This is a genomic window from Pseudomonas sp. Z1-29 (assembly GCF_051131995.1).
Classification (GTDB): Bacteria; Pseudomonadota; Gammaproteobacteria; order Pseudomonadales; family Pseudomonadaceae; genus Aquipseudomonas.
In genome coordinates this window covers 1,472,180-1,495,435 of sequence record NZ_CP071645.1, presented here as the reverse complement: position 1 = coordinate 1,495,435, position 23,256 = coordinate 1,472,180, and the positions used below count along the sequence as shown (strand labels likewise).

Genomic DNA, 23,256 nt, shown 5'->3' with positions numbered 1-23,256 from the left:
TAGATCCTCTACGTCGGGTTTGCGCCGCTAACCTTCTAACGTAGAGGTGGTCATGCCCATAAAAACACAGCTCTGCTCTCCGTATACCTCGGAGACACATCATGTCTGATGCTTACATTCCGGCGGTTTTCACCCGTCATAGCCTCCATCTTCATGCCCTGCTTTTGGAGAACCAACCTTGGTTCTGCGCTCGCGACCTCGGACGGTTAATGGGCGTGCATCTGAACGACCGCATGGTCAGCAAATTGGATGAGGACCAGCGACACGCCCTGCTGATTCGTTACCACGGCCATCCTGAAAAGCGGCTAATGCTCAGCGAGTCCGGCGCGTATGCCCTACTGGTTTATCACTACGCGCCAGGGAATCGCTTGCTGCGTGAATGGCTAACGCATCAAGTCGTACCGGCCCTGCGTGACGCCCAGGCATCAAGCGATACCGAGCGGCCGATGCTGAGTGTTCTGGACTGGCCGGAGATGTCCTTGAGCATGTTGCATTGGCAAAACGACGGCTGGATTCGACTTCGGGACATGCCGTATTTGTTGCTCAATCGGACTCGGGGGCGGTCAGTTACAGCTAAACCTTGGTGGCGTCGGCTGGTGGAGGTATTTCACGTATCCGGACAATCGACGCCGTAGAAACAGCAAGACGAAAGCGCGGCTTTTTCTGTAGGAATTTTCGTAGACAACCGTAATGGCCACTCAGTATCGTCCGAGGGTTTTCAACCCTCGGCGACTGTATGGATACCTCAAAGGAAAAAAGTAACTGGAGCGACGAAGAGCTCGAGGCTTCGGTTGATGCGTACTTGAAGATGCTGGACCGCGAGTTAAACGGCCAGAGCTTCAAGAAGTCGGTGGAAAACCAGCTTTTACGCGACGGGCCGCTGAGCAAGCGTAGCCCTGCGTCGATTGAATATCGCATGCAAAACATCTCTGCGGTGCTCGATCAAATGGAGTTGCGCCGAATCAGCGGCTATATGCCTGCCAAGAATATTGGTGCGGGTGTGGCTCAGCGAATCCGCAAGGTGCTTGCCAATAAGATGCTGCCTGGGACGGCCGAGTCTGCTCCAACTGCTGATCTTAAGACGTTGATCCGCCGGGCCACCAAGTTGCAAAAGAATGGGCTCAAGATCGCACCGTTAGGTAACCCGAACCCGCAACAAGTCAGTACGACCACGACGTCTTACGTTCGGGATCCCAAAATCCGGGCATGGGTTGCTGAGTGGGCTAAAGGTGTTTGTGCGGGTTGCGGACAGAACGCACCGTTCGAGGTGGACGGTCTGCCGTTTCTTGAAGTGCATCATATGAAACATCTAGCTCAGAACGGGTCGGACAGCATTACCAACGCGGTTGCGCTATGCCCGAATTGCCATCGGCGTTGCCATCTTGCCAGTGATAGAGAGGCATTTACTTTGTCGCTGTATAAGAAGGTTGATCGTTTGGTCGTTGAGTGACAAAACGCTCAGTTGGGTTGGGGCTGCTTCGCAGCCCAGCGGGAGCAAGCTCCCTCACCACGGGTACTGGCGTTAAGGCGACAGGCAAGCATGATCCATGATTTTTAGAGCATCAGCGTCAGTCCAGCTTATGTTGGATTAGAACAATCCAAGGAGACACGTAATGACGAAAAAAATAAGAAGTGAGGCCTTCGAGTCGATTCACAGCTCGGCCGAAGCGCTGCTGAAAATCGGCGCTATGGACATGGCCACTATGCGGGAGTTCGATGAGGACTGCATAGCCGAGGTGTCTGCTGAAATCCTAGAGCAAGAAGACTCGTCTGAACTCAGAGCTGGCCGCCCTCAAAACCAGTGAAGATTTCTCCACCTACTCGGTCACGCCCTTGTCGCCATCCTTGGCCTTCGTACCGAGCTGTGCTGCGGTTTTGCGTTTAGGATTGGCACCGCGAACGGGCATTGGGGAAGTCGTTTTTTGCGGCTTGGGCGGCGGCGTGTAAAGGGTCGTGGCAGACTTCGTCAATCCCAGGCGCAGCCCGAATTTCCTCAAGATAGCTTCGATGGTGCTAATGGTTGGATTACCCTTGTCCTTCTCGATCTGGTACAGGGCCTTGGTCGACATCTTGCACATGGCTGCAAAGGTTTCCTGATCCAGGCCAGTCACCTCAAGCCGTAGCCGGCGAATAGCGGTTCCCAGGGTTTCGATCCCCGTCACATGCTGCATGACGATGTTGTCAATGAGCTCCCTGCGCCGTTCGTTGGTGTTCTCTTTCATCGCAGCCCCCATGCAACCAGGCGCTTATCCAAATTGTTCAGCGGAATAGACTGAGCGAGCCTCACTTCATCAGGAAGATCGACCAGCAGATCCGGTAACGCTCTGAATGTCTCGGCGGCTCCGAGCAGACGCTCAAAGAGCACGTCAGGGCTGACCAAGTCTTGGAAGCCACTGCAGATCACTTCCCAGTTTGGACTTCCCATATGCTCGGCCTTCCATTTGGTTACCCGAGTGACGCCTTCCGGATCGAGAACCATCGGTGCAAGATCATAGATCGGCGCCAGTTCGAATTTGTCCCGATACCTGAAGATGGCCGTGTTGCGCCCATGGTTGTCCGAATTCCCCAGGATACGATTCAACAGATCACGGCGGAGGTATTCAAATAACAGTTCCTCAAGCTCACCTTCCTGCCCATTCGTACGCCACAGGTGGATCAGTCGGCTGAGCACATCCTCATGATTCATTCTCGAACCAGGCTCAGTGTTCTCACACACTGAATAAATCGACTCGATCGGAATCCTCTCTACCACCTCGTTGGCGACTCGCCGATCAAAGCGTGGCATCCACAGGCTTGGCTTATCGGCTTCCTCAAGTACCAGTTCATTTGTAGATATGGTGCTCAAACCGAGTTGGGAGATCGCTTTGTAGTAGTGGTACTCGGCCCTAAGGATGTTCTTGTCGCGCTCAGTAGCTTGGTTGCGAGCAAATTTCACCAACCAATGGCGACGCGCAAGCTCATCAGAAAGCATCGCGTCGGCATAAAGAGCGCCATTCTCATCCTCGACCATAATCAGCTTCGGAGCTTCCCCCTGAGCCCCCGTAGCACCGCCTAACGCAGCACCAGACTCATAGGCGTATTCGAGAAAATCATTGGTTCGGCTTACGACTTCTTTGCGCGCAAAGGCCTCCTTTCGAGTTTGATCGATATGCTCAAAAGACTCCTTCACCCGTAAATGTCCAATGGGTGAAGGCGTGCAGCGACTCAGGAGGAAAAAGCTCATGTCCATGCCGTCAGGCTTATCCCCACCGAATCGTTTTTGCAGAGATTTACGAGCAGCACCGGCCGGTATGATGTCGTAGACAAATGGCGGATAGCCTTTGCTATCGATAGCGTCCCAGCTCAGCGGAAGGTTTACGCTGATGGCGGGCTCAAACGCCGTATCCAGCCTATGGATGAAATGAAGCAAATAATGCTGGTCATAAGCTACGCTGCATCGCGACTCTTCAATTTTCTGAGCGTTCGACACAGTGAAGACCACAGCATCGTGCCACCGGCCGTCAACGTAAGTCTGGATCGTGAGATGCTCTGACATTTTCCATCAACCGGAACTATGATGCCGGTTAGTCTCGTTTATATTCCATATATCAGCAATATAATTCCGATTACCGGCAGGGCTCTACGTACAATCGGTATTATGATGCCGGCTCCGCTTACCCCTGGACTGCAGAACGAGGGGCCGCTCCGCAGCCCAGCGGGAGCAAGCTCCCTCGCCACGGGTTTCGGGGCATCGGCGGATGGCAGGCTTGATGACCGGGTTCGGGATAGGGCATCGCGAGCAGGCTCGCTCCCACAGAGGTTTGTGGTGTGTTGAAACTTTGGGTGCAGCCCGCCGCGTCCTTCGGTATTAATACACTTCCTTTCACGGACCCGAGCCTCGATGAAATTCGACACTGCCTACTGCCTCAGCCTCGATGCCAAGCTTTCGATCTATGACGTTCGGGATCTTAATTTCGACGAGACCATGGCATTCGACTCGGCCAAGGAGCGCTTTCAGTGCCCCAACGATGTGTGTCGGGCGGCGTTTGATGAGGAGAATCGACTGACGACGTTCAACGCCAAGAACGTCAATTACATCCGCACGCCACATTTCAAGAATCAGCCAACTACCCGGCATATCGAGGGTTGCCCGTATGTCAGTCCGAAGACGCCAGGGTTGGGGCTGGAGAGTGGCGAGGCAGAAGCGGATGACGGCCGTGAAGAGCATTTCCCGTCGGAGCTGTTGCTGACTCGGCGTGAGTACATTCGCAAGCCGTCGGATCAGCCGAAGGATGTTAATGCGACTCGGCCCACGTCGAACCTCCCATCGTCCCACGGCGAAAACGCCCATTCCGCCGAGGACTCGACACCCGACAAGACCAGCGTCTTCGCCCACCCGGTGGAGTGTTTCGTCTCGAATTTCGACAACAAGGATCTGCTCAAACGCATGCCGCTGAAGATTGGCGAGCACACCGCGCCTTACAGTTCCTTTTTCAAGAAGATCGACTTTCTGCTGGATAACAAGGGACTGATCTACTGGGGCAAGATCAAGGAGATCAAGGATTACACCCAAAGCTTTCGCATCGATTTCGAAGCGAAGGTCTGGTTCAAGCAGCCGGACGAGGCAAAAAAGAAGCCTTATTCGGTCAACGTCTACCTGAGCAAGAAGCTGATCGATAACTACCGCAAGCGCAAGGCGTTCCTGGAAGAGATCAAGCACGCCATCGACAGTGATGCGCCGTTGTATTGTTTCTTTTATGGCGTCACGCCGGAGTTGCAGCAGGTGCCGAGCAAGAAGAACCCCGAGCAGACGTTCGGCGTGTTCAGTGCCAATATCGAGAACCTGGATCACTTCATTATTCGGGAGGCGCCCGGACTGACTGAGTCACTTTAAAAAAGCCAGGGCCTTGATTCGGGCAGCAAATTTCCGGCCTTCAGTTTCATTGCGTATCCCGGGCAAGTTCGCGTTCGTACGCCCAGATCTCCTGTTTCACTTCAATGTGCCGCTCATGTGCTGCCTGGGCCGCTGATTCATCCAGGCCGCCATAACGTCGCAACCAGTGAACAATCATCTCTTCATCCGGGTACTGATAGCCCTTGTATTCCTTACTGCCTCTGGGGACGTCGTTCATGCTGCCATCAAAGCGGCCTGCAGAGACCTCATTAGAGGGTAACGTGCCCCATTCAGCGGCGCAGTCCTCGAACGTCCAGGAAATCTCGTTGATGTGCTTTTGCGCACCGCGATGACCGCGCCTGTAAAAAACGTATTCGCGACAGCTCTCCTGGAAACGCTCCATCATCAGTTCGTCGTCAACCCAGTCAAGAAGATCGTGCAGCCCCGCCTGACGCATCAGGCCATCTATCCATCGTTCGGAAAACCGCCGGATAAAACCTTCGATGTCAGCCTTTTTAGCATCTGCGAAAATCATGCAGTAGCGGGTTCGTACGTGGATGACGAACAACACGTGTTTGCGCTGCACAGTGATCGCATGAACGAGCCATTGTTCGGCAAACTCACCCCCCTCATCGTCGTCGATAACAGGCGATGATGGTTTTTCCACTGGGGTGATTTTCTTGCCTTTGCTCACGCGGCTGAAAAAGTTGCTGGCTGCTTCGGTGCAGTTGAAGATCAACATTTTGGCTCTCGGAAAATATTAGGCGTCTTCGGCCCATTCAATCTCGAAGGGTTGGCGAATAGCGTCAGAAATCCTCTCACGTAGCTCCTCGTTCAGAACCGCCAGTTCCTGATCGCTCAGCAGATCATATGCAACCAGCAATCTCAAAGAGTTTCGTCGGGTACTAGGCCACACACCGAGCACCTCGCCGGAAACGACCGCTGGTCATTGATCAAGAAAATGAGATTGAAGCGGGATCAAAACAACTGTACAAAAACACAGTATTTTTGAATCCACAGCTTTGGAGCACCCCCATGGCCTCTCTCGCAATCAAAACCACCCTGGAACGCATCGCCGTCTATCAATTCACCCCTGCCCACAGCGCACAGGCCCGAGCCATGCTGGGGTGGAGTGTCGAGGAGCTGTCCCGTGAATCCGGCGTCTCGGTCCAGGCCATCCGACGTTTCGAGGCGGGCGGCGAGTTGCTCGATGTCACGCGCCTGGCCCTGGCGTTTCGATTCGAAGCCGAAGGCCTGGTGTTTTTCCCCGGCTTCACTCCAGGGCGCGGCATGAATATCAAGGGCGCTACGCCCAACCCGATGGAGCGGGCGGACTACGCCATGATCGAGTAGAGGCCCGCTTTCAAGCCATGTCGGTCTGGTTCTGATAAACCGAGGGCTCCACGTCCAGCCACCAGGCGCGACCCCGTTGCGGTTGCGCCAGGTTGAAGGCCTCGCCCATTTGCGGCGTGGTGATGCTGACGTTGCGCTCCCAGGCCAGGGCCAGGATGCGATCGAAGGGTTCATACCAGGCGTGCATCGCCAGGTCGAACGTGCCGTTGTGGATCGGCAGCAGCCAGCGGCCCTTCAGGTCGATATGTGCTTGCAGCGTCTGCTCCGGCTGCATGTGGACGTGGGGCCAGTCGACGTTATAGGCGCCGGTTTCCATCAGCGTCAGGTCAAAGGGGCCGTATTGTTCGCCGATGCGTTTGAAACCGTCGAAATATCCGGTGTCGCCACTGAAGAAGATCCGCGTGGCGCCGTCGATCATGACCCAGGACGACCATAAGGTGCTGTTGCTGTCGAACAGGCCACGTCCGGAAAAGTGCTGGGATGGCGTAGCGATGAACTCGATACCGTCCACCTCGGTGCCTTGCCACCAATCCAGCTGACGCACCTTGCTGGCATCGACGCCCCATTTGATCAGGGTGTCGCCGACGCCAAGGGGCGTGAGGAAGTGCCGAGTCTTGGCCGCCAGCTTGAGGATGGCCTGATAATCGAGGTGGTCGTAATGATCGTGAGACAGGATCACCGCTTCGATCGGCGGCAATTCTTCCAGGCTGATGGGCGGCTGGTGAAAACGCTTCGGACCGGCCCACTGTACGGGTGAGGCACGCTCGGCGAACACCGGGTCGGTCAGCCAGAACTTGTCTCGCAGCTTGAGCAGCACCGTGGAATGGCCGAGGCGGAAGACGCTGTGGTTCGGCGCGGCCAGCAGTGCGTCCCGGGTCAGCGGCTTGACCTCGATGGTGCCTGCGGGCCGTGTGGTTCGCGGCTTGTGAAAAATCATGTTCCAGATGACGCGCAGGGTCGTACCGAATCCTTCGCGCGGAGTGAAGGCATGATTGCGAAACTTGCCTTGCTCATGCCGTGATGAGGGGTTGTCGGTGCGAAACGAGGGAGTGGTCATGGTGCGATAACTCCAAGGGCGTCAACGCAGATGCGCTTCGCCGTCGTGGGACGCTGGATGGCCGCTGCATACACGCTCAGCCGTTTGGCAAATAAATTACACCGCACGGTGTAGTTTCTAGATTGCATGAATCCCGGGAGCAAGTAAACTGCCGAGTGTAAGTTCTCCCTTTCCAGCCGACGAGTGCCCATGACCGTACCGCAACGCCTTACCGAGCGAAAACGCGAAGCTATTCTCCAGGCCGCGATTGCCGAATTCCGCAGCAGCGGCTTCGAGATCACCAGCATGGACAAGATCGCGGCGACCGCGGGGGTGTCCAAGCGCACGGTGTATAACCACTTCCCGAGCAAGGAAGAGCTGTTCGCCGAGATTCTCAATCGGTTGTGGAACAGCATCACGGCGGAACAGCTCACGCCCTACAATTCGCAAACACCACTGCGCAATCAGCTGCGAACGCTGCTCCAAGCCAAACTGCAGATGCTGGCCGACGAGAATTTCCTCGACCTGGCGCGCATCGCCATCGCCGCCACGATTCATTCCCCCGAGCGGGCCCAGGACATGGTTGCGCGCATGGGCGAGCGTGAAGAAGGCCTGACCGTCTGGGTTCGCATGGCCCAGGCCGATGGCCGGCTGAAACCCGTCGACCCGGCATTTGCGGCCCAGCAGATGCACGGGCTGATCAAGACGTTCGCTTTCTGGCCGCAGATCTCCATGGGCCAACCAAGCCTGGCGCCCCATGAACAGGCGCAGGTGATCGAATCGGCACTGGACATGTTCCTCGCCTGCTACCAGCGCTGAACCTCAGTTCAGCCGCAGATTGCGCCCCAGCTCGTCAAACAGCGTCACCACCGAGCGCAACGCGCGGCAATCCGGCCGGGTCAGCAACCAGAGCGCCGTGTCATACCCGGCCAAAGGCTCGCCAATGGGCGTCAGGCCCAGGTTGCCATCGATCAGGAAATCCGGCAGCGCCGCAACGCCCAGACCGGCCCGCACCAGTTCAGTCACCAAGAGCATGCTGTTGCAGCGATAGGCAGGCACCACGCCAGGCAAGTGCTGGCGGCGCCAGGTCACGGTGGGGTGATCCGGCAGGAAATCGTCCGGCGCGATCCAGGTCATGGCGGCCAGGTCATCCGCATTGGCCGAGGACAAATACGTGGCGCCGGCACATACCCGGTAAACCACGGGGCCCAGGTTTCGACCCACCAGATGCTCCGGCGGCGTGCGCGTCAGCCGCAAGGCAATATCCGCATCGCGACGGCTAAGGTTGGCGAAGTCATTCGTGGTGCTCAGCTCCAGCGTCAACGCCGGATAGGCAGGCATGAACCTCGCTAAAGCGGGCAACAGCAATGCCTGCAGCACCAAGTCGGTACAGGTCAGGCGTACCGTGCCGCTGACCACGTTGCCGCCCTGCTCCACCCCGACACGCGCGGCCTCCAGCGCCTGCTCAGCGCGCTCGGCCTGCTCGGCCAATGCCCGCGCGAGGCTCGTGGGTAAATATCCGGAACGGCTTTTCTCGAACAAGGGCTGGCCCAGAGCCGCTTCCAAACGGCGCACCGAGCGGAAAACCGTCGACACATCCACCTCCAGCAGCCGCCCGGCCCGGGCCAGCGAGCCGCCACGGACCAGCGCCAGGATCAGGGATAAGTCGGGATAACCGAGGCGATATTGCGTCGCTGCATTGAACACTTGGATAAACGCCAATATTGATTGCGTGAACGCCAATCTATAGTGGCGACCAGGAATCAACAAGCGGCGAGACTCTCATGGAAAAACAGCGTCCCATCCATATCGCCCTGATCGGCGATCATGACCCGCAAATCACCGCCCACCGGGCGATCCCCCTCGCACTTGAGCTGGCTGGCGAGCGAACCGGCTGTGATATCGGTTTCCAATGGCTGGCCACCGATCTCATCGTCGACGACACGCTGCTTGATAACTTCGATGGCATCTGGTGCGTGCCCGGCAGTCCTTACCGGAACGAAAGCGGTGCCTTGCGGGCCATCCGTTTTGCCCGCGAACAGCGGCGCCCGTTCCTCGGCACCTGCGGTGGTCTTCAGCATGCCGTATTGGAATATGCCCGCAATGTGTTGGGTTGGACCAACGCCGCCCATGGCGAAACCTCTCCAGAGGCGGAACGGGCGCTGCTGACGCCGCTGAGCTGCGCCTTGATCGAAACCATCGACAGCCTTCAGCTCGAAGTGGATTCGCTGATCGCCAAGGCTTATGGCTGCGCGACAGCGTTCGAGGGTTACCGTTGCCGCTTCGGGGTCAATCCGCATTTTGAAAAGGATTTGCTGAATGGACACTTGCACGCCGTGGCCCGAGATTCGGCCGGCGACCTGCGAGCGGTGGAGCTGCGCGATCATCCGTTTTTTGTCGCAACGCTGTTCCAGCCGGAACGTGCCGCGTTGGAAGGCCGGGTGCCGCCGCTGGTCAAAGCGTTTGTCGAAGCCTGCGCGAGGAAAATGCCATGAACGGCCATTATTACGCAGTGATCTTCACCTCCCTGCGTACCGAAGGGGACCAAGGCTACGCCGAAGCCGCCGAACGCATGCTGGCCCTTGCCCGGGAGCAGCCCGGATTCCTGGGCGTCGAATCGGCCCGTGGCGATGATGGTCTGGGAATCACCGTGTCCTACTGGAGCGATGAAGCAGCGATCCTGGCCTGGAAGCAGCATCCGGAACACCGCGCGATCCGTGAGCGTGGTCGCTCCACCTGGTACAGCCAATGCCATACGCGGGTGTGCAAGGTCGAACGGGACTATGCCTTCCAACGCTAAACCTGATGCCAGGAAACAAAACACAAAACCTGTGGGAGCGAGCCTGCTCGCGAAGGCGGTATGTCAGCCACCGCGATGTCGACTGATCCAACGCCTTCGCGAGCAGGCTCGCTCCCACACGGTTCTCGGTTCAGTTCAGGTTTTGTAGCTCAACCTCCCACCATCTGCCGCACCGCTACGATTTCCGGCAAGTCTTGGCGGGCCATGTACACCCGCAGCGGTTCGGTAAGGTTGATCCGGTCGTCGATGTTCTGGTCAAGCAGCAGTTGGATTCGCTCGCGCCTGAGCGCCATGGCGCCGCCAGTCGCAGGGGCCCAGACGAATTCGCAGGTGGGGATGATGCCCTCGGCGGCCACGTCCATGCCAAAGGAGTCTTCGCTGAAACGCACGATGTAATGGCCGGTCTTGCGATTCAGGCCAACGAAGCCCCTGAGCTGGTCCGCGGCCTGGCAGATGAGTGTCGAAGTGGTGCGCATGGTAAACCTCATGGATGCGTCCCGAGAGACGTCTGATCGATGATTTACACGCAAGGCAGGCGAACAATGAGGTTTCCCTCTACCGGGGAAACTGGTGACCAAGGGTACTTCAAAGCGGCTCGAAAATGCGTGGGAAAATTCCTCTTGCATAGGTCAATGTCGGTATGGCGATAGCGTCCGCAGCGTTCAATTGTTAAAAGAGAGGTTTTACAGCCCCCACGAAAGGAACTCGAGCATGCCCGTCACCTTTACCCGTAGCGCGTTGATGTTGAGCCTGATGCTCGGTTTCGGCCCGGCACACGCCGCCGAAGTGCCAAGTCCCAAGGCCCTGGCAACCCAGCAGGGCATCCCCCATCCCGCGGTCATCGCCCATCGCGGCGCCTCGTTCGATGCGCCGGAGTCCACCGCCGCGGCCTACAAGCTGGCCCGTGACCTGGGCGCTGATTATCTTGAGCTCGACCTGCAACGCAGCAAGGATGGCGTGCTGTTCGTCCTGCACGACGATAGCCTGCTGCGCACCACCGATGTCGCCACCAAGTTCCCCGAGCGCAAGGACAGCACCGCCAACCAATTCACCATGGCCGAACTCAAGACGCTGGACGCCGGCAGCTGGTTCAACGCGGCCTACCCGGAGCGTGCGCGTCCTGCCTTTGTCGGCCTGAAGATCCTGACCCTGGATGAGGTCATCAATATCGCCGAGGGCAACCCGCAACAGAAGCCGGGGCTTTACATCGAAACCAAGGAACCGAAGCTGTTCCCGGGCATCGAGCGCGACCTCAAGGACAAGCTCCAGGATCGTGGCTGGCTGAGCCCGTCCGGTTCCAAGCTGGCCAAGCGCGCCCTCGGTGTGGGCCAGGGCAAAGGCAAGGTGGTGTTGCAGACCTTCGAAAAGAGCAGCCTGGAACTGCTGCACAAGGAAATGCCCAAGGTGCCGAAAATCCTGTTGCTGTGGATCGGCGAAGGCAATATCGAGCCCCAGTCCAAGGTGCCGTTTGCCGAGTCCGGCGAGACCGACAAGGCGGTTTACTACGCGAAACAGGAGCCCAAGGACAAGGCCGAATTCGAAAAATGGGTCCAGTACGCCAAGGCCCAGGGCGCCATCGGCACCGGCCCTTCGGCAGCATTGACCCACGGCGGCAGCCAGAGTTATGCGGATCTGGTGAAACCCTGGATGAACCAGTACACCCACGATCAGGGTTTGCTGGTGCATGTCTATACGGTGGATGAGCCGGTGGACTTCAAGAAAGTCATGGATGCTGGTGTGGACGGAATTTTCACCAACCGGGCCAGCGAATTGCTCAAGTACTTCAAACGCCCGGAAACAGGCAGCGTGACGCAACTTCTGCAGAAAAACGGTTACTGATGAACAGCAGCGGATCGGCGCATTCGCTGCAAGTTTTCCGAATTAAGGGTGAATTAAGTTGCCAGAGATAATCTGAACCCACTTAAACGAATCAACCTTTAACGACACCAAGGAAAGACAATATGAAAACTTTGACTGCCCTGTTCACCGCTGCCGCCCTGACCATCACCGCCGGCCTGGCCCAGGCTGATGTACGAATCGACCAGGTTCCTCAGTTGGTCAAGGACGGCAAGATCAAGTCGCTGGAATCGATGAATGCCGAAGCCCTGAAGTTGCATCCAGGCGCTACCATCACCGATACCGACCTGGACAATCACTTCAACGGCTACGAATATGAAGTGGAACTGAAAACTGCCGATGGCAAAGAGTTCGACGTTGATTTCGATGCAACAACCGGCAAAGTCCTGACCAACAAACAAGACACTTAATCAGTCGTCCAAAGAAGCCGCGCAACTTCCAGGTTGCGCGGCTTTTATTGCATCCGATGGTAAACCGCTGCTGATCCACCCACCCAGTCCAACCGTCACAAAACCTTCAAACAACCCTGCAATGATGCCGCTCAAGTGAACCTGCCGTCACCACGACAGGCACTCCCGCCAGCGAGCCCGCATGAATCACAGCATCGATCAAAGCCACCGCGATCCGGATCTGTTCGGCCTGCTCTACGGGTTTCGCTTCCGCCCCGGCGAGCGCGGGCGAGAGATCGATTCGGCCCAGGCCCTGCGATGCCTGCAGCAACCGGAGGACGCCGACGAATTCCTCTGGCTGCATCTGAACCTGGCTCATGCCGCTTGCGAGCGCTGGATGAAAAACCATCTGGCCTTGCCCGAGGAGTTTTTCGAAGCCCTGCACGAAGGCTCGCGCTCGACCCGCATCGAGCACGTCGACTCGGCCTTGCTGGCCGTGGTCAACGATGTGGTATTCAACCTCAGCAACCTGGTGTCGTCGGACGTGTCCACGTTGTGGGTTTGCGTTCACAGTCGGCTGATAATCAGCGCACGCCTGCAGCCATTGCACTCGGTGGACAAGCTGCGTTCGTCGGTCAAGGCTGGCGAGTGCTTCCGTTCGCCGCTGGAATTGCTCGTGCATCTGCTGCGTGACCAGGGCGAAGTGCTGACCCAGATCGTGCGCAAGACCAGCCTCAGCGTCGACCAGATAGAAGACCAGTTGCTGTCCTCGCGGGTGTCCAACAACCGCGCCGAACTAGGTAGCCAACGGCGGATACTGGTGCGCCTGCAACGCCTGCTGGCATTGGAGCCGGGTTCGTTGCTGCGTCTGCTCAATCGCCCGCCACAGTGGTTGCAGAAAGAAGACGTCAAGGAGCTGCGCAAATCCACCGAGGAATTCGCCCTGATCATCAACGACCTCACCGCGTTGGGCGAGCGGATCAAATTGCTGCAGGAAGAAATCGCCGCCAACCTCAATGAACAGAGCAACCGCACATTGTTCACCCTGACGGTGGTCACGGTGCTGGCCTTGCCCATTAACATCATTGCTGGTTTTTTTGGCATGAATGTCGGCGGCGTGCCGCTGGCCGATGATGCCCACGGCTTCTGGATTCTTGTCGCACTGGTGGCGACGTTCACGCTGATCGCCGGACGCTGGGCGTTCCGCAAGCGCCGTGATTATTGAATCGATCCCTGTTTGCCGCTCGTATGAGCTTTTGTGGCGAGGGAGCTTGCTCCCGCTCGGCTGCGCAGCAGTCGTAAGTTTTTCCCTGACGCACCGCATTGAATGGCTAAGGGGCTGCTACGCAGCCCAGCGGGAGCAAGCTCCCTCGCCACAGGTATCAATCATGTCCCCAGACCAGACAGTGTTCATCAACGCCTATTCCCATCAGGTCAATGCACTCAAGCACTCAACCGCGCCGTCACTTCATTCAACTGCCCGGACAACCCGTGCAGATCCCGGCTCGCCGCTTCGGTGCGCTGCACGTTGTCCAGGTTGGTGCTGGCGATGCAGGTGATTTCCGTCAGGTTGCGCGAGATGTCCTCGGCCACCGAGGTCTGCTCTTCCGCTGCCGTGGCGATCTGGCGGTTCATGTCGCGAATCGCCTCGACTGCCTGGGTGATGCGTTCGAGCATCTCGCCGGCCTGGGTCACCTGCTCGACACTTTCCTCACTGCGCGACTGCCCGCTTTCGATGGCCTGGGCCGCGTCCACCGCCCCGGTCTGGACGGTCTGGATGATCTGATTGATCTCGATGATCGACGACGCCGTGCGTTGAGCCAGGCTGCGTACTTCATCGGCGACCACCGCAAAACCACGCCCCGCCTCACCGGCCCGGGCGGCTTCGATGGCAGCGTTCAGGGCCAGCAGGTTGGTCTGTTCGGCGATCCCGCGGATCACTTCCAATACCTTGCCGATGCGCCCGCTGTCGGCTTCCAGGCGACGGATCACCGTGGCCGTGTTGGCAATTTCGCCACGCATCTGCGTGATGGTGTGAATCGTGCCTTGCATCACTTTCTCGCCCTGCTGCGCCGAATGATCGGCATCATCGGCAGCGCGCGCCGCATCGGCGGCATGGCGGGCAACTTCCTGGGCGGTGGCGGACATCTCGTTCATCGCCGTCGCCACCTGATCGGTACGCTCGAATTGCTCGCTGGTGCCCTGGCTCATCAGGCTGGCAATGGCATTGAGTTCACCGCTGGCACTGTCCAGCTCGGTGGCACTGCGTTGCAGGCGGGTGAAGGTTTCGGCAAGGAAATCGCGCAGCGTGTTGGCCGCCAGGGCCAGGTCGCCCAGCTCATCCTGGCGCGTGCTGGTGACACGCTCGGCGAAACGCCCGCGGCTCAGTTGAGTCACGTACTCGATCAGCTTACGGATCGGTTGCACCAGGTTGCGGTTGACCAACCACAGACTCAGCAACCCGATCAGCACTCCCGAGACGAGCATGATCACCGTCCCCAGCAGGATCGTGCGATCGGCACCGGCACTGATCAGCGCCGACTGCTCATCACCCAGTTTGTGCAGCTCGACCACCAGCTCGCTCATCTGCTCGCTGGTCGCACGGTCCACGCCCTTGACCGCGGCATCACCTGCCGCCGCGTCGGCGCCCGCCGCAACATAGGCATCACGGCCCTTTTGATAGGCCGCGCCCAGTTGGGCATGTTCGCCTCGCAGGCGTTCGATGCGCGTCTTGATCTGCGCCGGAACACCCTCGTGTTTGATCAGGTCGCCAAGGATGCCCTGGACATCGCGTTGACGGTCTTCGAATTGCTTCCAGTATTTCTCCAGATCCGCCGGCTGCTTGCCACGCAGCAGCACGTTTTTCCATTCCTGGACCTGGACCTTGAATTGCAGGTTGGCCTCGTCGATCAATTGCGACGCACGCAACGGGCCATCGATCAGGTTGCGATAATTCTGGATACCATCGGACAGAAAATGAAAGGACGCCAGGGCGATCAGCAGCATTGCCAGCAAGCTGCCGCTCAGCAACGCCAGAATCTGGGCTTTCAGGGATTTTTGTAAAAACATGAAGTCGATCTCTCGGCAAAAAGGACCGTCCATGTCCAGGGTCCACTGTCGCAACTGAGCGTGCGGGATATAGCATGCCATCGGCATGTATACCCTGTTCTTGAGCCTTGGCGACCACCGGTAATGGCGTCGTTTTCCGTGAGTGAACATGACCTGTCCGGACAACTCCTTTTGTCGCTCCGCCTGGATTAAAAAGTCTTTTTGTCATTTCTTCTGGGGTATCCTGCCCACGCTTTGTACAAGCGCGGATCTACCCGATCGATCAACAGACTTTGCGAGGAGCGCGAAATGCACGAGATTCCGAATCTCCCCTTCCCAAGCCTGCACGAACCTGAGCAGACGCCCACGCTACAAGCCGGGGGGCAACCCGACGCCCAGCAACCCGAGCCGCCGCAAGCCACTGAACGCCGCCAGGCCGACAGCGAAGACTGATACACCCGCACCAACAGACTGTGTGGAAAGCGCTAAGATGCGCTTTCCACACCGCCTGAATCCGAGCCCTGCACCATGACCGATGACACCTCCTCCTTCAGCCCGGCCCAGGCCAGCGTACTGATCGACACCGCCGAGAAAATGGTCGACATCTGGACCCGTCTCTCACCCGAGAAACAAGCCGCCCTGCTGGCCCGCTTCGGCACGGAAGAAAATGCCCTGGCCGCTCTCGTCACCACGCATCTGGTCGCTGGCAGAACCCCTGGCGAGACGCCGTCCGGCAAATAGTTCTACTTTTCCAAGCTTCGCCCGCACGGTCGCCGTTAAGCAGCCTATCTATCCAGCTGCCCCGTGGACCTTTCACCCATGCCAGATTCCCAGCGCCCCTTGGCGGTCACGCTGCAAGTCGTCTCCATCGTCCTGTTCACCTTCATCGGTTATCTGAACATCGGTATTCCCTTGGCCGTACTGCCCGGCTTCGTTCATGGCGAGCTGGGCTTCGGCGCGGTGATCGCCGGGCTGGTCATCAGCGTGCAGTATCTGGCCACCCTCCTCAGCCGGCCTTATGCGGGGCGCATCATCGACAACCTGGGCAGTAAACGGGCGGTCATGTTCGGCCTGGCCGGATGTGGCCTGAGCGGCGTGTTCATGCTGGTCTCGGCCTGGACCGCGGGCATGCCTGCCCTGAGCCTGAGCAGCCTGTTGATCGGACGCCTGGTGCTGGGCAGCGCGGAAAGCCTGGTGGGTTCAGGCTCGATTGGCTGGGGCATCGGCCGGGTCGGCGCGGCCAATACCGCCAAGGTGATTTCCTGGAACGGTATCGCCAGCTACGGCGCATTGGCGATCGGCGCGCCGCTGGGGGTCTGGCTGGTCAAGTCCCTGGGGCTGTGGAGCATGGGCGTCAGTATCATCCTGCTGGCGGTGCTCGGGCTGGCACTGGCCTGGCCGAAAACCGCAGCGCCGATCGTCACCGGCGAACGCCTGCCATTCATGCATGTGCTCGGGCGCGTACTGCCCCATGGTTGCGGCCTGGCCCTGGGCTCCATCGGTTTTGGCACCATCGCCACCTTCATCACCCTGTATTACGCCACCCGGCATTGGGATAACGCCGTGCTCTGCCTGAGCCTGTTCGGTGCGAGTTTCATCGGTGCACGCTTGCTGTTCGGCAACCTGATCAACCGTCTTGGTGGCTTCCGGGTGGCGATCGCCTGCCTCTCGGTGGAAACCCTGGGCCTGCTGCTGTTGTGGCTGGCGCCGGATGCGCAGTGGGCCCTGGCAGGGGCGGCGTTGAGTGGTTTCGGGTTCTCGCTGGTGTTCCCGGCGCTGGGGGTGGAAGCGGTCAACCTGGTACCGGCCTCCAGCCGTGGGGCGGCGGTGGGCGCGTATTCACTGTTTATCGATTTGTCGCTGGGCATCACCGGTCCGTTGGCCGGCGCGATTGCCGCGGGTTTCGGCTTTGCCTCGATCTTTCTGTTCGCCGCGCTGGCAGCCCTCGGTGGGCTGGCATTGAGTGTCTACCTGTATCGCCAGGCCCCTCGGTATCGCGAGGAGCGGGACAGGCACTAGAAGTCCACCTTGCCGCGCCCGGCCTTGATCGAGCCGCGCTTGGTCTTGGATTCGAGACGGCGTTTTTTCGAGCCCAGGGTCGGCTTGGTTGGGCGGCGCTTCTTTTCGACCTTGGTGGCACTGAGGATCAGCTCGACCAGGCGCTCCAGCGCATCGGCCCGGTTCTGCTCCTGCGTGCGGTATTGCTGGGCCTTGATGATCAATACGCCGTCGCCGGTGATGCGACTGTCGCGCAGGGCCAGCAGCCGCTCCTTGTAGAACTCGGGCAGCGACGAGGCCGGAATGTCGAAGCGCAAGTGCACGGCGCTGGAAACCTTGTTGACGTTCTGCCCGCCGGCGCCCTGGGCGCGGATGGCCGTCAGCTCGATCTCGGCGTCCGGGATGTGCACGGTGTTGGAAATGACCAGCATGGAAAGCGTCCGGTGTCAGGCTCCACAGGATACCGCGAATTCTCAAGACCGCACCTGCTCCCCATGGGAGTGATGGTGACCACACACACTCTGTGAACACTGAAGATCAATGTGGGAGCGAGCTTGCTCGCGATGGCGGTGGATCAGCAGCATAGATGTTGACTGACACGCCGCTATCGCGAGCAAGCTCGCTCCCACAGGGATTTCCCACAGAAGGTTTGTGTGTGTGCTCTTGAAACAACAAACCCGGCACTTGGCCGGGTTTGTTTTACTGGCGAAAAACCTACTTGGCGGCAGCCGCCACAGCCAGTTCATGCCGCGCACTGCGCTTGTTCTTGATCACGTAGCACACCCACATGAACACCACCCACACCGGAATCGCGTAGACCGAAACCTGGATGCCCGGGATCAGCAGCATCACGCCGAGGATGAACACCACGAACGCCAGGCAGACGTAGTTGCCGTACGGGTACCACAACGCCTTGAACAGCGGCGTCTGGCGAGTCTGGTTCATGTGCTGGCGGAACTTGAAGTGCGAGTAGCTGATCATCGCCCAGTTGATCACCAGGGTGGCGACCACCAACGACATCAGCAACTCCAGCGCATGCTGGGGGATCAGGTAGTTCAGCAGCACCGCCACCAGGGTGATCGCCGCCGAAGCAAGGATCGACCGCACCGGCACGCCACGCTTGTCGATTTTCGCCAGCGCCTTGGGCGCATCGCCCTGCTCGGCCATGCCCAGCAACATGCGGCTGTTGCAGTAGGTGCCGCTGTTGTACACCGACAGCGCCGCGGTCAGCACCACGAAGTTGAGGATGTGCGCCGCGGTGTTGCTGCCGAGCATCGAAAACACCTGCACGAACGGGCTACCGCTATAGGCATCGCCAGAGGCGTTGAGGGTGGTCAACAGGCTGTCCCATGGTGTCAGCGAGAGCAGCACCACCAGCGCACCGATGTAGAAAATCAGGATCCGGTAGATCACCTGGTTGATGGCCTTGGGGATCACGGTTTTCGGCTTGTCGGCTTCGGCAGCGGTGAAACCGAGCATCTCCAGGCCGCCGAAGGAGAACATGATGATCGCCATGGCCATCACCAGGCCGCTGACGCCGTTGGGGAAGAACCCACCGTGGGACCACAGGTTGGTAACCGAAGCCTGCGGGCCGCCGTGACCGCTGACCAGCAGGTAACTGCCCAGGGCGATCATGCCGACGATCGCTACCACCTTGATGATCGCGAACCAGAACTCAGCCTCGCCAAACACTTTGACGTTGGCCAGGTTGATCGCGTTGATGAGGATGAAGAACGCTGCCGCCGAGGCCCAGGTCGGGATGTCCGGCGCCCAGTAATGGATGTATTTGCCGACGGCGGTCAGCTCGGACATGCCCACCAGGATATAGAGGATCCAGCAGTTCCAGCCCGACAGGAATCCGGCGAAACCGCCCCAGTATTTGTGCGCGAAGTGACTGAAGGAACCGGCCACCGGCTCTTCGACAATCATTTCGCCCAACTGGCGCATGATCATGAAGGCGATGAAGCCGCAGATTGCGTAGCCGAGGATCATCGACGGGCCGGCTGATTTCAACACCCCCGCCGAGCCGAGGAACAGGCCGGTACCGATTGCGCCACCGAGGGCGATCAGCTGGATGTGGCGATTTTTCAGGCCGCGCTTCAGCTCGCCTGAATGCGTATTTTCTACAACGGTCATGCGTCACCTATTTGTTTTTATCTGTGACGAAATCGGACCCGACACGCTTGTGGCGTGGCGGAGTGAACAAGGCGGATAACCTTGAAAGTGCGTGGGTACGCGAAGGGTCACAGTAAAACGCGGCGCATTGTACACTGCACTACCCTCGCTGCCAGACACCAGCAGACCAGCGTCTCACCCCGAACTTGAGGTCTGGCGCGCATCTGACCCTTCCCGCGGGCTTGAAACAAGCGCTGCGAAGTATCAAAAAACGCGTCAAGCCGAGCCACTCGGCAGCTTTTTCTTACAGCCCTCCCAAATGCCGATACCGGTTCGCTCGACCGGTCAAAGCCGTCAGCATTCCTTTACAAGCCGTAACGTAAACTTTCCATGCAGGAATTTTCCGGAGGATGACTGCAAATTGACGGTAGCTAGCTACCTAATAAAAAACCGATGCCAGCCGGCTGTTTTTCAATAGCTAATTTGTCGCTAAAAAATAGAACAAAAAGTTCAAACGAAAAAAATAAAATTTTTTTTTGCATTCCAAAAAACCCTCGACTAGGTTTTCAGCCACTTGCCCAGGCATCGTGCCGGCGAGTTTTTGCGGTGCCGATTCAGTTGGGTTCTGCCCGCCGGATCGGCCCGCGTTTTCCGCAAAAGTCATCTAGGAGATTCACTATGCAAGCACTGGACAAAGACTTGGAAACCGAACTGCAACTGGATGAATGGTTCGAAGCACCGACCCATGAAGCCGCCGTTGAAATGATGCAAGCCGACGCCGTTGTGCCGTTCGGCACGGCGATGTGGCCTCTGTAAGCGCTACCCGGCGGAGCTGATCCGGCCGGTCGGCTCTGCCATTTACCGCGAGGGACGCCATATCAATCGCCAAGGAAGAATAAGCATGGACACCCAACGAGCCATCTCCCATTTCCTTTACTACCTCGAACATCATCCCGCCCTGGTCGGCATCCAGCCCGCCAAGGTGTTGCTCGGCCACACGGCCGACTACGAAGGCCTGACCGGCGCGATTGCCGAACAGGCCGGCAGCGGCTCACCGTTCAGGTTCAGCGCCATGCGCCTGGATCTTGAACCCACGCAGCGCCTGTCCCAGGCAATTGCCGACAGCGACCTGTACATTTTTTTCTATGACTCTTCCACCCTGCCCAATCCCCGCCCCGACGGCCCGGACTTTGTCCGTGCGCTGCAAGGCGTGATGGCGGAAAACTGGAAGAAATCGCTGCTGTTCAAGGATTACGGCGAATATTTTTACGACACCTTCAGCGTCATTCCGCAACGCATCGCCGGGCTCAATAGCCACCTCATCCGCCGCATGTCCCAGGCCACCACCTTGAGCTTCGAAGATGAGCACGGCTCGTATTTCGACACGGCGCTGAACAGCGTCAAGAAGTGGACCGATATCAATGGCGTCGGCAACTACGACCTGGCCCCAGGCGAAATCGCCACTCACAGCGACACCATCAATGGCCGGGTGAAATTTGTCGGCACGTTTCTCAGTACGATTCCCTTCGCGCGCAAGTACGGCGTGTTGCAATCGCCGCTGGAGCTGTGGATCGAAGACTCCACGATTCAGAAAATCGCCACCGACGTACCGGGCCTTGAGCACGACTTCAACAAGTACCTGGACGCCAACCCGTCCAACCGCCGCATCGAGGAACTGGGCATCGGCACCAACGAAGGGGTCAAGGGCCTGTACGCTCGCAATGCCGGTTTCGAAGAGCGCCATTGCGGCTTGCACCTGGGGCTCGGTGGCGGGGCCAAGGGTAGCCATCACCTGGATCTGATTTTCCAAGGGGGTGTGCTGGCGCTGGACAAGGAGCCGGTGTTTGAGGGGCGGTTTGTGCTTTAAAAGCAGCTTCGAGCGGCAAGAAGAAAGGACAATCTTTTGAATAGCGGTGGGATTGCTGGCCTCTTCGCGAGCAGGCTCGCTCCCACAGGGGCGCTCAATGAGGTCAAATGTGGGAGCGAGACTGCTCGCGAAGGCGGGCCCAAAAGCACCACATCACTGAAGCCAGACCAAAAAAAACGCCAACCCAAAGGTTGGCGTTTTTTCTTGCAGCTAGAAGCTTGTAGCTTGCAGCTGTATTACTCCGGCTTACGACGCCCAAACCCCGGACGCTGCCCCGAACCTGCCGGCGCGCCACGGCGCTTGCCCGACGGTGCATCACGGTCAGCCAGGACGATACCCGGGCGTTTTTTTGGCGCCGGCTTGGCCGGACGCTTGGTGTCGGCCGGACGATCAGCGACCGGCGTGCCACGACCCGCCGGAGCACCGCGACCTTCGCCGCGCTCGTTACGACCGTTGGCCGGACGTGGTGTACGCGGGCCGCGCTCGCCGTCCTGACGTGGCGCAGGCTTGCGGGCCGGACGCTCGCCTTCGATCTGCGGTTCACGGGAAGGACGCGGGCCAGTCGCTGCGCCATCGGCCGCCGGACGCAGCGTACGCACGCGCTCGGTCTTGCCCATCGGACGCGAGGACTTGCGCTGCATCCGCTCCAGCTTGTCCTTGCTCTTGGCGGTCATCTGCGGCATGGAGACAGGCTTGAGGCCCACTTCGGCTGCGAGGATGTCGACTTCCTGCTGGGTCATTTCACGCCAGCGGCCCATCGGCAGGTCGGAGTTGAGGAACACCGGGCCGAAACGCACGCGCTTCAGGCGGCTGACCACCAGGCCCTGGGATTCCCACAAGCGCCGTACTTCACGGTTACGGCCTTCCATCACCACGCAGTGGTACCAGTGGTTGAAACCTTCGCCACCCGGTGCTTGCTTGATGTCGGTGAAACGGGCCGGGCCGTCTTCCAGCACGACGCCGGCCTTGAGGCGCTCGATCATCTCGTCATCGACTTCGCCACGTACGCGCACGGCGTATTCACGGTCCATCTCGTAGGACGGGTGCATCAGGCGGTTGGCCAACTCACCGTCAGTGGTGAACATCAGCAAACCGGTGGTGTTGATGTCCAGGCGACCGATGTTGATCCAGCGGCCTTCTTTCGGACGCGGCATCTTGTCGAACACCGTCGGACGGCCTTCCGGGTCGTCACGGGTGCAGATTTCGCCGTCGGGCTTGTTGTACATGATCACGCGGCGCACCGTTTCGGCGGCCTCTTCGCGCTTGATCACCTTGCCATCGATGGTAATGGCGTCGTGCATGTCGACACGCAGGCCCAAGGTGGCGTCTTTGCCGTTGACCTTGATGCGGCCCTGGGTGATCCAGGCTTCCACGTCACGGCGCGAACCGACGCCGATTCGGGCGAGGACTTTTTGCAGTTTCTCGCCTGCTGGGCCGATTTCCTGGCTGTCGTTCTGGTCTAGGTCTTTCATTTCTGGGCACCTCCCGGTGTGGTCGAGTCAGGCTTGGCCTGACACTTTGAAAACGGGTCTTTCGGCGAAGGGATCGCCAAAGGGTCGCGAATCATACGCTCGTTGAAGGATTCGCGCATCAGAGACTAGCTGATGGAAACGCGCTCAGCGCTTTTTCCGCCGACCGGTGGCACCCAGCTTGATAAGGCGTAGCGCCGCTTCGGCCAGCACGGCGCGCTTGTCGTCCTTGTCGAGTTTTTTCCAGGCCTTGATCTCGCGCTTGCTGCGCCCGCAACCGATGCAAATATCTTCGTCGAACTTGCAGAGGCTGATGCAGGGGTCTTTGGTGGAACTCATGATTCACCCGGGATTTGTGTGGGAGCGAGCCTGCTCGCGAAGGCGGTGTATCAGTCAAAATCATGTTGACTGAGCGGACGCTTTCGCGAGCAGGCTCGCTCCCACAAGAGGC

General features: G+C 58.8%; 27 protein-coding genes. 16 read left to right on the top strand and 11 right to left on the bottom strand.

Going from position 1 to position 23,256, the window contains the following annotated elements:
* Positions 1–101: 101 nt before the first annotated feature.
* From J3P84_RS07080 to J3P84_RS07070, 3 genes are all read left to right on the top strand, one after another.
* Positions 102–635, top strand: a complete 534-nt coding sequence (locus J3P84_RS07080; RefSeq protein WP_434628943.1) for a BRO-N domain-containing protein — start codon at positions 102–104, stop codon at positions 633–635.
* A 101-nt stretch (positions 636–736) separates the two neighbouring features.
* Positions 737–1,450 (top strand): HNH endonuclease, encoded by a 714-nt coding sequence (locus J3P84_RS07075; RefSeq protein ID WP_434628941.1) that lies wholly within the window; start codon positions 737–739, stop codon positions 1,448–1,450.
* Positions 1,451–1,613: 163 nt separating this feature from the next.
* The gene (locus J3P84_RS07070) at positions 1,614–1,805 is read left to right on the top strand and encodes a DNA-binding protein (RefSeq protein ID WP_434628939.1); all 192 of its coding nucleotides are present in this window, start codon (positions 1,614–1,616) and stop codon (positions 1,803–1,805) included.
* Positions 1,806–1,817: 12 nt separating this feature from the next.
* Here the strand turns inward: J3P84_RS07070 and J3P84_RS07065 are convergent, their stop codons facing one another.
* Both J3P84_RS07065 and J3P84_RS07060 read right to left on the bottom strand, forming a co-directional pair.
* Entirely contained in the window at positions 1,818–2,222 is a 405-nt protein-coding gene (locus J3P84_RS07065; RefSeq protein ID WP_434628937.1) for a helix-turn-helix domain-containing protein, read from the bottom strand.
* Positions 2,219–3,535 (bottom strand): HipA domain-containing protein, encoded by a 1,317-nt coding sequence (locus J3P84_RS07060; RefSeq protein WP_434628935.1) that lies wholly within the window; start codon positions 3,533–3,535, stop codon positions 2,219–2,221. The genes J3P84_RS07065 and J3P84_RS07060 overlap by 4 nt, the downstream gene beginning before the upstream one ends.
* Before the next feature lie 345 nt (positions 3,536–3,880).
* Between J3P84_RS07060 and J3P84_RS07055 the strand changes: the two genes are divergently transcribed.
* The gene (locus J3P84_RS07055; protein WP_434628933.1) at positions 3,881–4,873 is read left to right on the top strand and encodes a hypothetical protein; all 993 of its coding nucleotides are present in this window, start codon (positions 3,881–3,883) and stop codon (positions 4,871–4,873) included.
* A 46-nt stretch (positions 4,874–4,919) separates the two neighbouring features.
* Here J3P84_RS07055 and J3P84_RS07050 read toward each other — a convergent pair whose 3' ends face one another.
* Positions 4,920–5,615 carry a DUF6933 domain-containing protein gene (locus J3P84_RS07050; RefSeq protein ID WP_434628931.1) on the bottom strand — a complete coding sequence of 232 codons (696 nt, stop codon included), beginning with the start codon at positions 5,613–5,615 and terminating at the stop codon, positions 4,920–4,922.
* 293 nt (positions 5,616–5,908) lie between these two features.
* On the opposite strand from J3P84_RS07050, the gene J3P84_RS07045 reads away from it, so the two are divergent.
* A complete protein-coding gene (locus J3P84_RS07045) occupies positions 5,909–6,226 on the top strand; it encodes a helix-turn-helix domain-containing protein (RefSeq protein ID WP_305499305.1) in 318 nt (105 codons plus the stop codon).
* 10 nt (positions 6,227–6,236) lie between these two features.
* On the opposite strand, the gene J3P84_RS07040 is transcribed toward J3P84_RS07045, so the two are convergent.
* Positions 6,237–7,283: an MBL fold metallo-hydrolase gene (locus tag J3P84_RS07040; protein ID WP_434628929.1), complete on the bottom strand. Its 1,047-nt coding sequence runs from the start codon at positions 7,281–7,283 to the stop codon at positions 6,237–6,239.
* A gap of 189 nt (positions 7,284–7,472) precedes the next feature.
* Here J3P84_RS07040 and J3P84_RS07035 point away from each other — a divergent pair, with 189 nt between their 5' ends.
* Positions 7,473–8,081: a TetR/AcrR family transcriptional regulator gene (locus J3P84_RS07035; RefSeq protein ID WP_434628927.1), complete on the top strand. Its 609-nt coding sequence runs from the start codon at positions 7,473–7,475 to the stop codon at positions 8,079–8,081.
* A gap of 3 nt (positions 8,082–8,084) precedes the next feature.
* Here the strand turns inward: J3P84_RS07035 and J3P84_RS07030 are convergent, their stop codons facing one another.
* Positions 8,085–9,032, bottom strand: a complete 948-nt coding sequence (locus tag J3P84_RS07030; protein WP_434628925.1) for a LysR family transcriptional regulator — start codon at positions 9,030–9,032, stop codon at positions 8,085–8,087.
* Positions 9,033–9,046: 14 nt separating this feature from the next.
* Here J3P84_RS07030 and J3P84_RS07025 point away from each other — a divergent pair, with 14 nt between their 5' ends.
* Entirely contained in the window at positions 9,047–9,757 is a 711-nt protein-coding gene (locus J3P84_RS07025; RefSeq protein ID WP_434628923.1) for a CTP synthase C-terminal region-related (seleno)protein, read from the top strand.
* Positions 9,754–10,062 (top strand): antibiotic biosynthesis monooxygenase family protein, encoded by a 309-nt coding sequence (locus J3P84_RS07020; protein WP_434628921.1) that lies wholly within the window; start codon positions 9,754–9,756, stop codon positions 10,060–10,062. The genes J3P84_RS07025 and J3P84_RS07020 overlap by 4 nt, the downstream gene beginning before the upstream one ends.
* A 149-nt stretch (positions 10,063–10,211) precedes the next feature.
* Here the strand turns inward: J3P84_RS07020 and J3P84_RS07015 are convergent, their stop codons facing one another.
* Positions 10,212–10,538, bottom strand: a complete 327-nt coding sequence (locus J3P84_RS07015) for a DUF2025 family protein (protein ID WP_434628919.1) — start codon at positions 10,536–10,538, stop codon at positions 10,212–10,214.
* A 235-nt stretch (positions 10,539–10,773) separates the two neighbouring features.
* Here J3P84_RS07015 and J3P84_RS07010 point away from each other — a divergent pair, with 235 nt between their 5' ends.
* The 3 genes from J3P84_RS07010 to J3P84_RS07000 all read left to right on the top strand — a co-directional run bounded on the left by J3P84_RS07010 (position 10,774) and on the right by J3P84_RS07000 (position 13,533).
* Positions 10,774–11,901, top strand: a complete 1,128-nt coding sequence (locus J3P84_RS07010) for a glycerophosphodiester phosphodiesterase (protein ID WP_434628917.1) — start codon at positions 10,774–10,776, stop codon at positions 11,899–11,901.
* A 122-nt stretch (positions 11,902–12,023) separates the two neighbouring features.
* A complete protein-coding gene (locus J3P84_RS07005) occupies positions 12,024–12,329 on the top strand; it encodes a PepSY domain-containing protein (RefSeq protein WP_434628915.1) in 306 nt (101 codons plus the stop codon).
* 181 nt (positions 12,330–12,510) lie between these two features.
* The gene (locus J3P84_RS07000) at positions 12,511–13,533 is read left to right on the top strand and encodes a transporter (RefSeq protein WP_305499288.1); all 1,023 of its coding nucleotides are present in this window, start codon (positions 12,511–12,513) and stop codon (positions 13,531–13,533) included.
* A gap of 218 nt (positions 13,534–13,751) precedes the next feature.
* On the opposite strand, the gene J3P84_RS06995 is transcribed toward J3P84_RS07000, so the two are convergent.
* On the bottom strand, positions 13,752–15,377 hold the full coding sequence (locus tag J3P84_RS06995; RefSeq protein WP_434628913.1) for a methyl-accepting chemotaxis protein: 1,626 nt from the start codon (positions 15,375–15,377) through the stop codon (positions 13,752–13,754).
* A 288-nt stretch (positions 15,378–15,665) separates the two neighbouring features.
* Between J3P84_RS06995 and J3P84_RS06990 the strand changes: the two genes are divergently transcribed.
* From J3P84_RS06990 to J3P84_RS06980, 3 genes are all read left to right on the top strand, one after another.
* On the top strand, positions 15,666–15,809 hold the full coding sequence (locus tag J3P84_RS06990; protein ID WP_305499286.1) for a hypothetical protein: 144 nt from the start codon (positions 15,666–15,668) through the stop codon (positions 15,807–15,809).
* Positions 15,810–15,884: 75 nt separating this feature from the next.
* Positions 15,885–16,097 (top strand): hypothetical protein, encoded by a 213-nt coding sequence (locus tag J3P84_RS06985; protein WP_434628911.1) that lies wholly within the window; start codon positions 15,885–15,887, stop codon positions 16,095–16,097.
* A 78-nt stretch (positions 16,098–16,175) separates the two neighbouring features.
* Positions 16,176–17,375 carry an MFS transporter gene (locus J3P84_RS06980; protein WP_434601628.1) on the top strand — a complete coding sequence of 400 codons (1,200 nt, stop codon included), beginning with the start codon at positions 16,176–16,178 and terminating at the stop codon, positions 17,373–17,375.
* On the opposite strand, the gene arfB is transcribed toward J3P84_RS06980, so the two are convergent.
* Positions 17,372–17,785: an alternative ribosome rescue aminoacyl-tRNA hydrolase ArfB gene (arfB, locus tag J3P84_RS06975; RefSeq protein ID WP_030142489.1), complete on the bottom strand. Its 414-nt coding sequence runs from the start codon at positions 17,783–17,785 to the stop codon at positions 17,372–17,374. The two genes, J3P84_RS06980 and arfB, sit on opposite strands and share 4 nt — an antisense overlap.
* Before the next feature lie 283 nt (positions 17,786–18,068).
* Positions 18,069–19,490, bottom strand: coding sequence for an amino acid permease (locus tag J3P84_RS06970; RefSeq protein WP_434628909.1), 1,422 nt, complete (start codon positions 19,488–19,490; stop codon positions 18,069–18,071).
* A 657-nt stretch (positions 19,491–20,147) separates the two neighbouring features.
* Between J3P84_RS06970 and J3P84_RS06965 the strand changes: the two genes are divergently transcribed.
* Together J3P84_RS06965 and J3P84_RS06960 are read left to right on the top strand one after the other, a co-directional pair.
* Positions 20,148–20,285, top strand: coding sequence for a hypothetical protein (locus J3P84_RS06965; protein ID WP_003178782.1), 138 nt, complete (start codon positions 20,148–20,150; stop codon positions 20,283–20,285).
* 85 nt (positions 20,286–20,370) lie between these two features.
* Positions 20,371–21,336 carry a leucyl aminopeptidase gene (locus J3P84_RS06960; RefSeq protein WP_434628907.1) on the top strand — a complete coding sequence of 322 codons (966 nt, stop codon included), beginning with the start codon at positions 20,371–20,373 and terminating at the stop codon, positions 21,334–21,336.
* Between the two features lie 236 nt (positions 21,337–21,572).
* On the opposite strand, the gene rluB is transcribed toward J3P84_RS06960, so the two are convergent.
* Both rluB and J3P84_RS06950 read right to left on the bottom strand, forming a co-directional pair.
* Positions 21,573–22,808 carry a 23S rRNA pseudouridine(2605) synthase RluB gene (rluB, locus tag J3P84_RS06955; protein WP_434628905.1) on the bottom strand — a complete coding sequence of 412 codons (1,236 nt, stop codon included), beginning with the start codon at positions 22,806–22,808 and terminating at the stop codon, positions 21,573–21,575.
* A gap of 144 nt (positions 22,809–22,952) precedes the next feature.
* On the bottom strand, positions 22,953–23,144 hold the full coding sequence (locus tag J3P84_RS06950; RefSeq protein WP_305499277.1) for a DUF1289 domain-containing protein: 192 nt from the start codon (positions 23,142–23,144) through the stop codon (positions 22,953–22,955).
* Between the last annotated feature and the right edge of the window lie 112 nt (positions 23,145–23,256).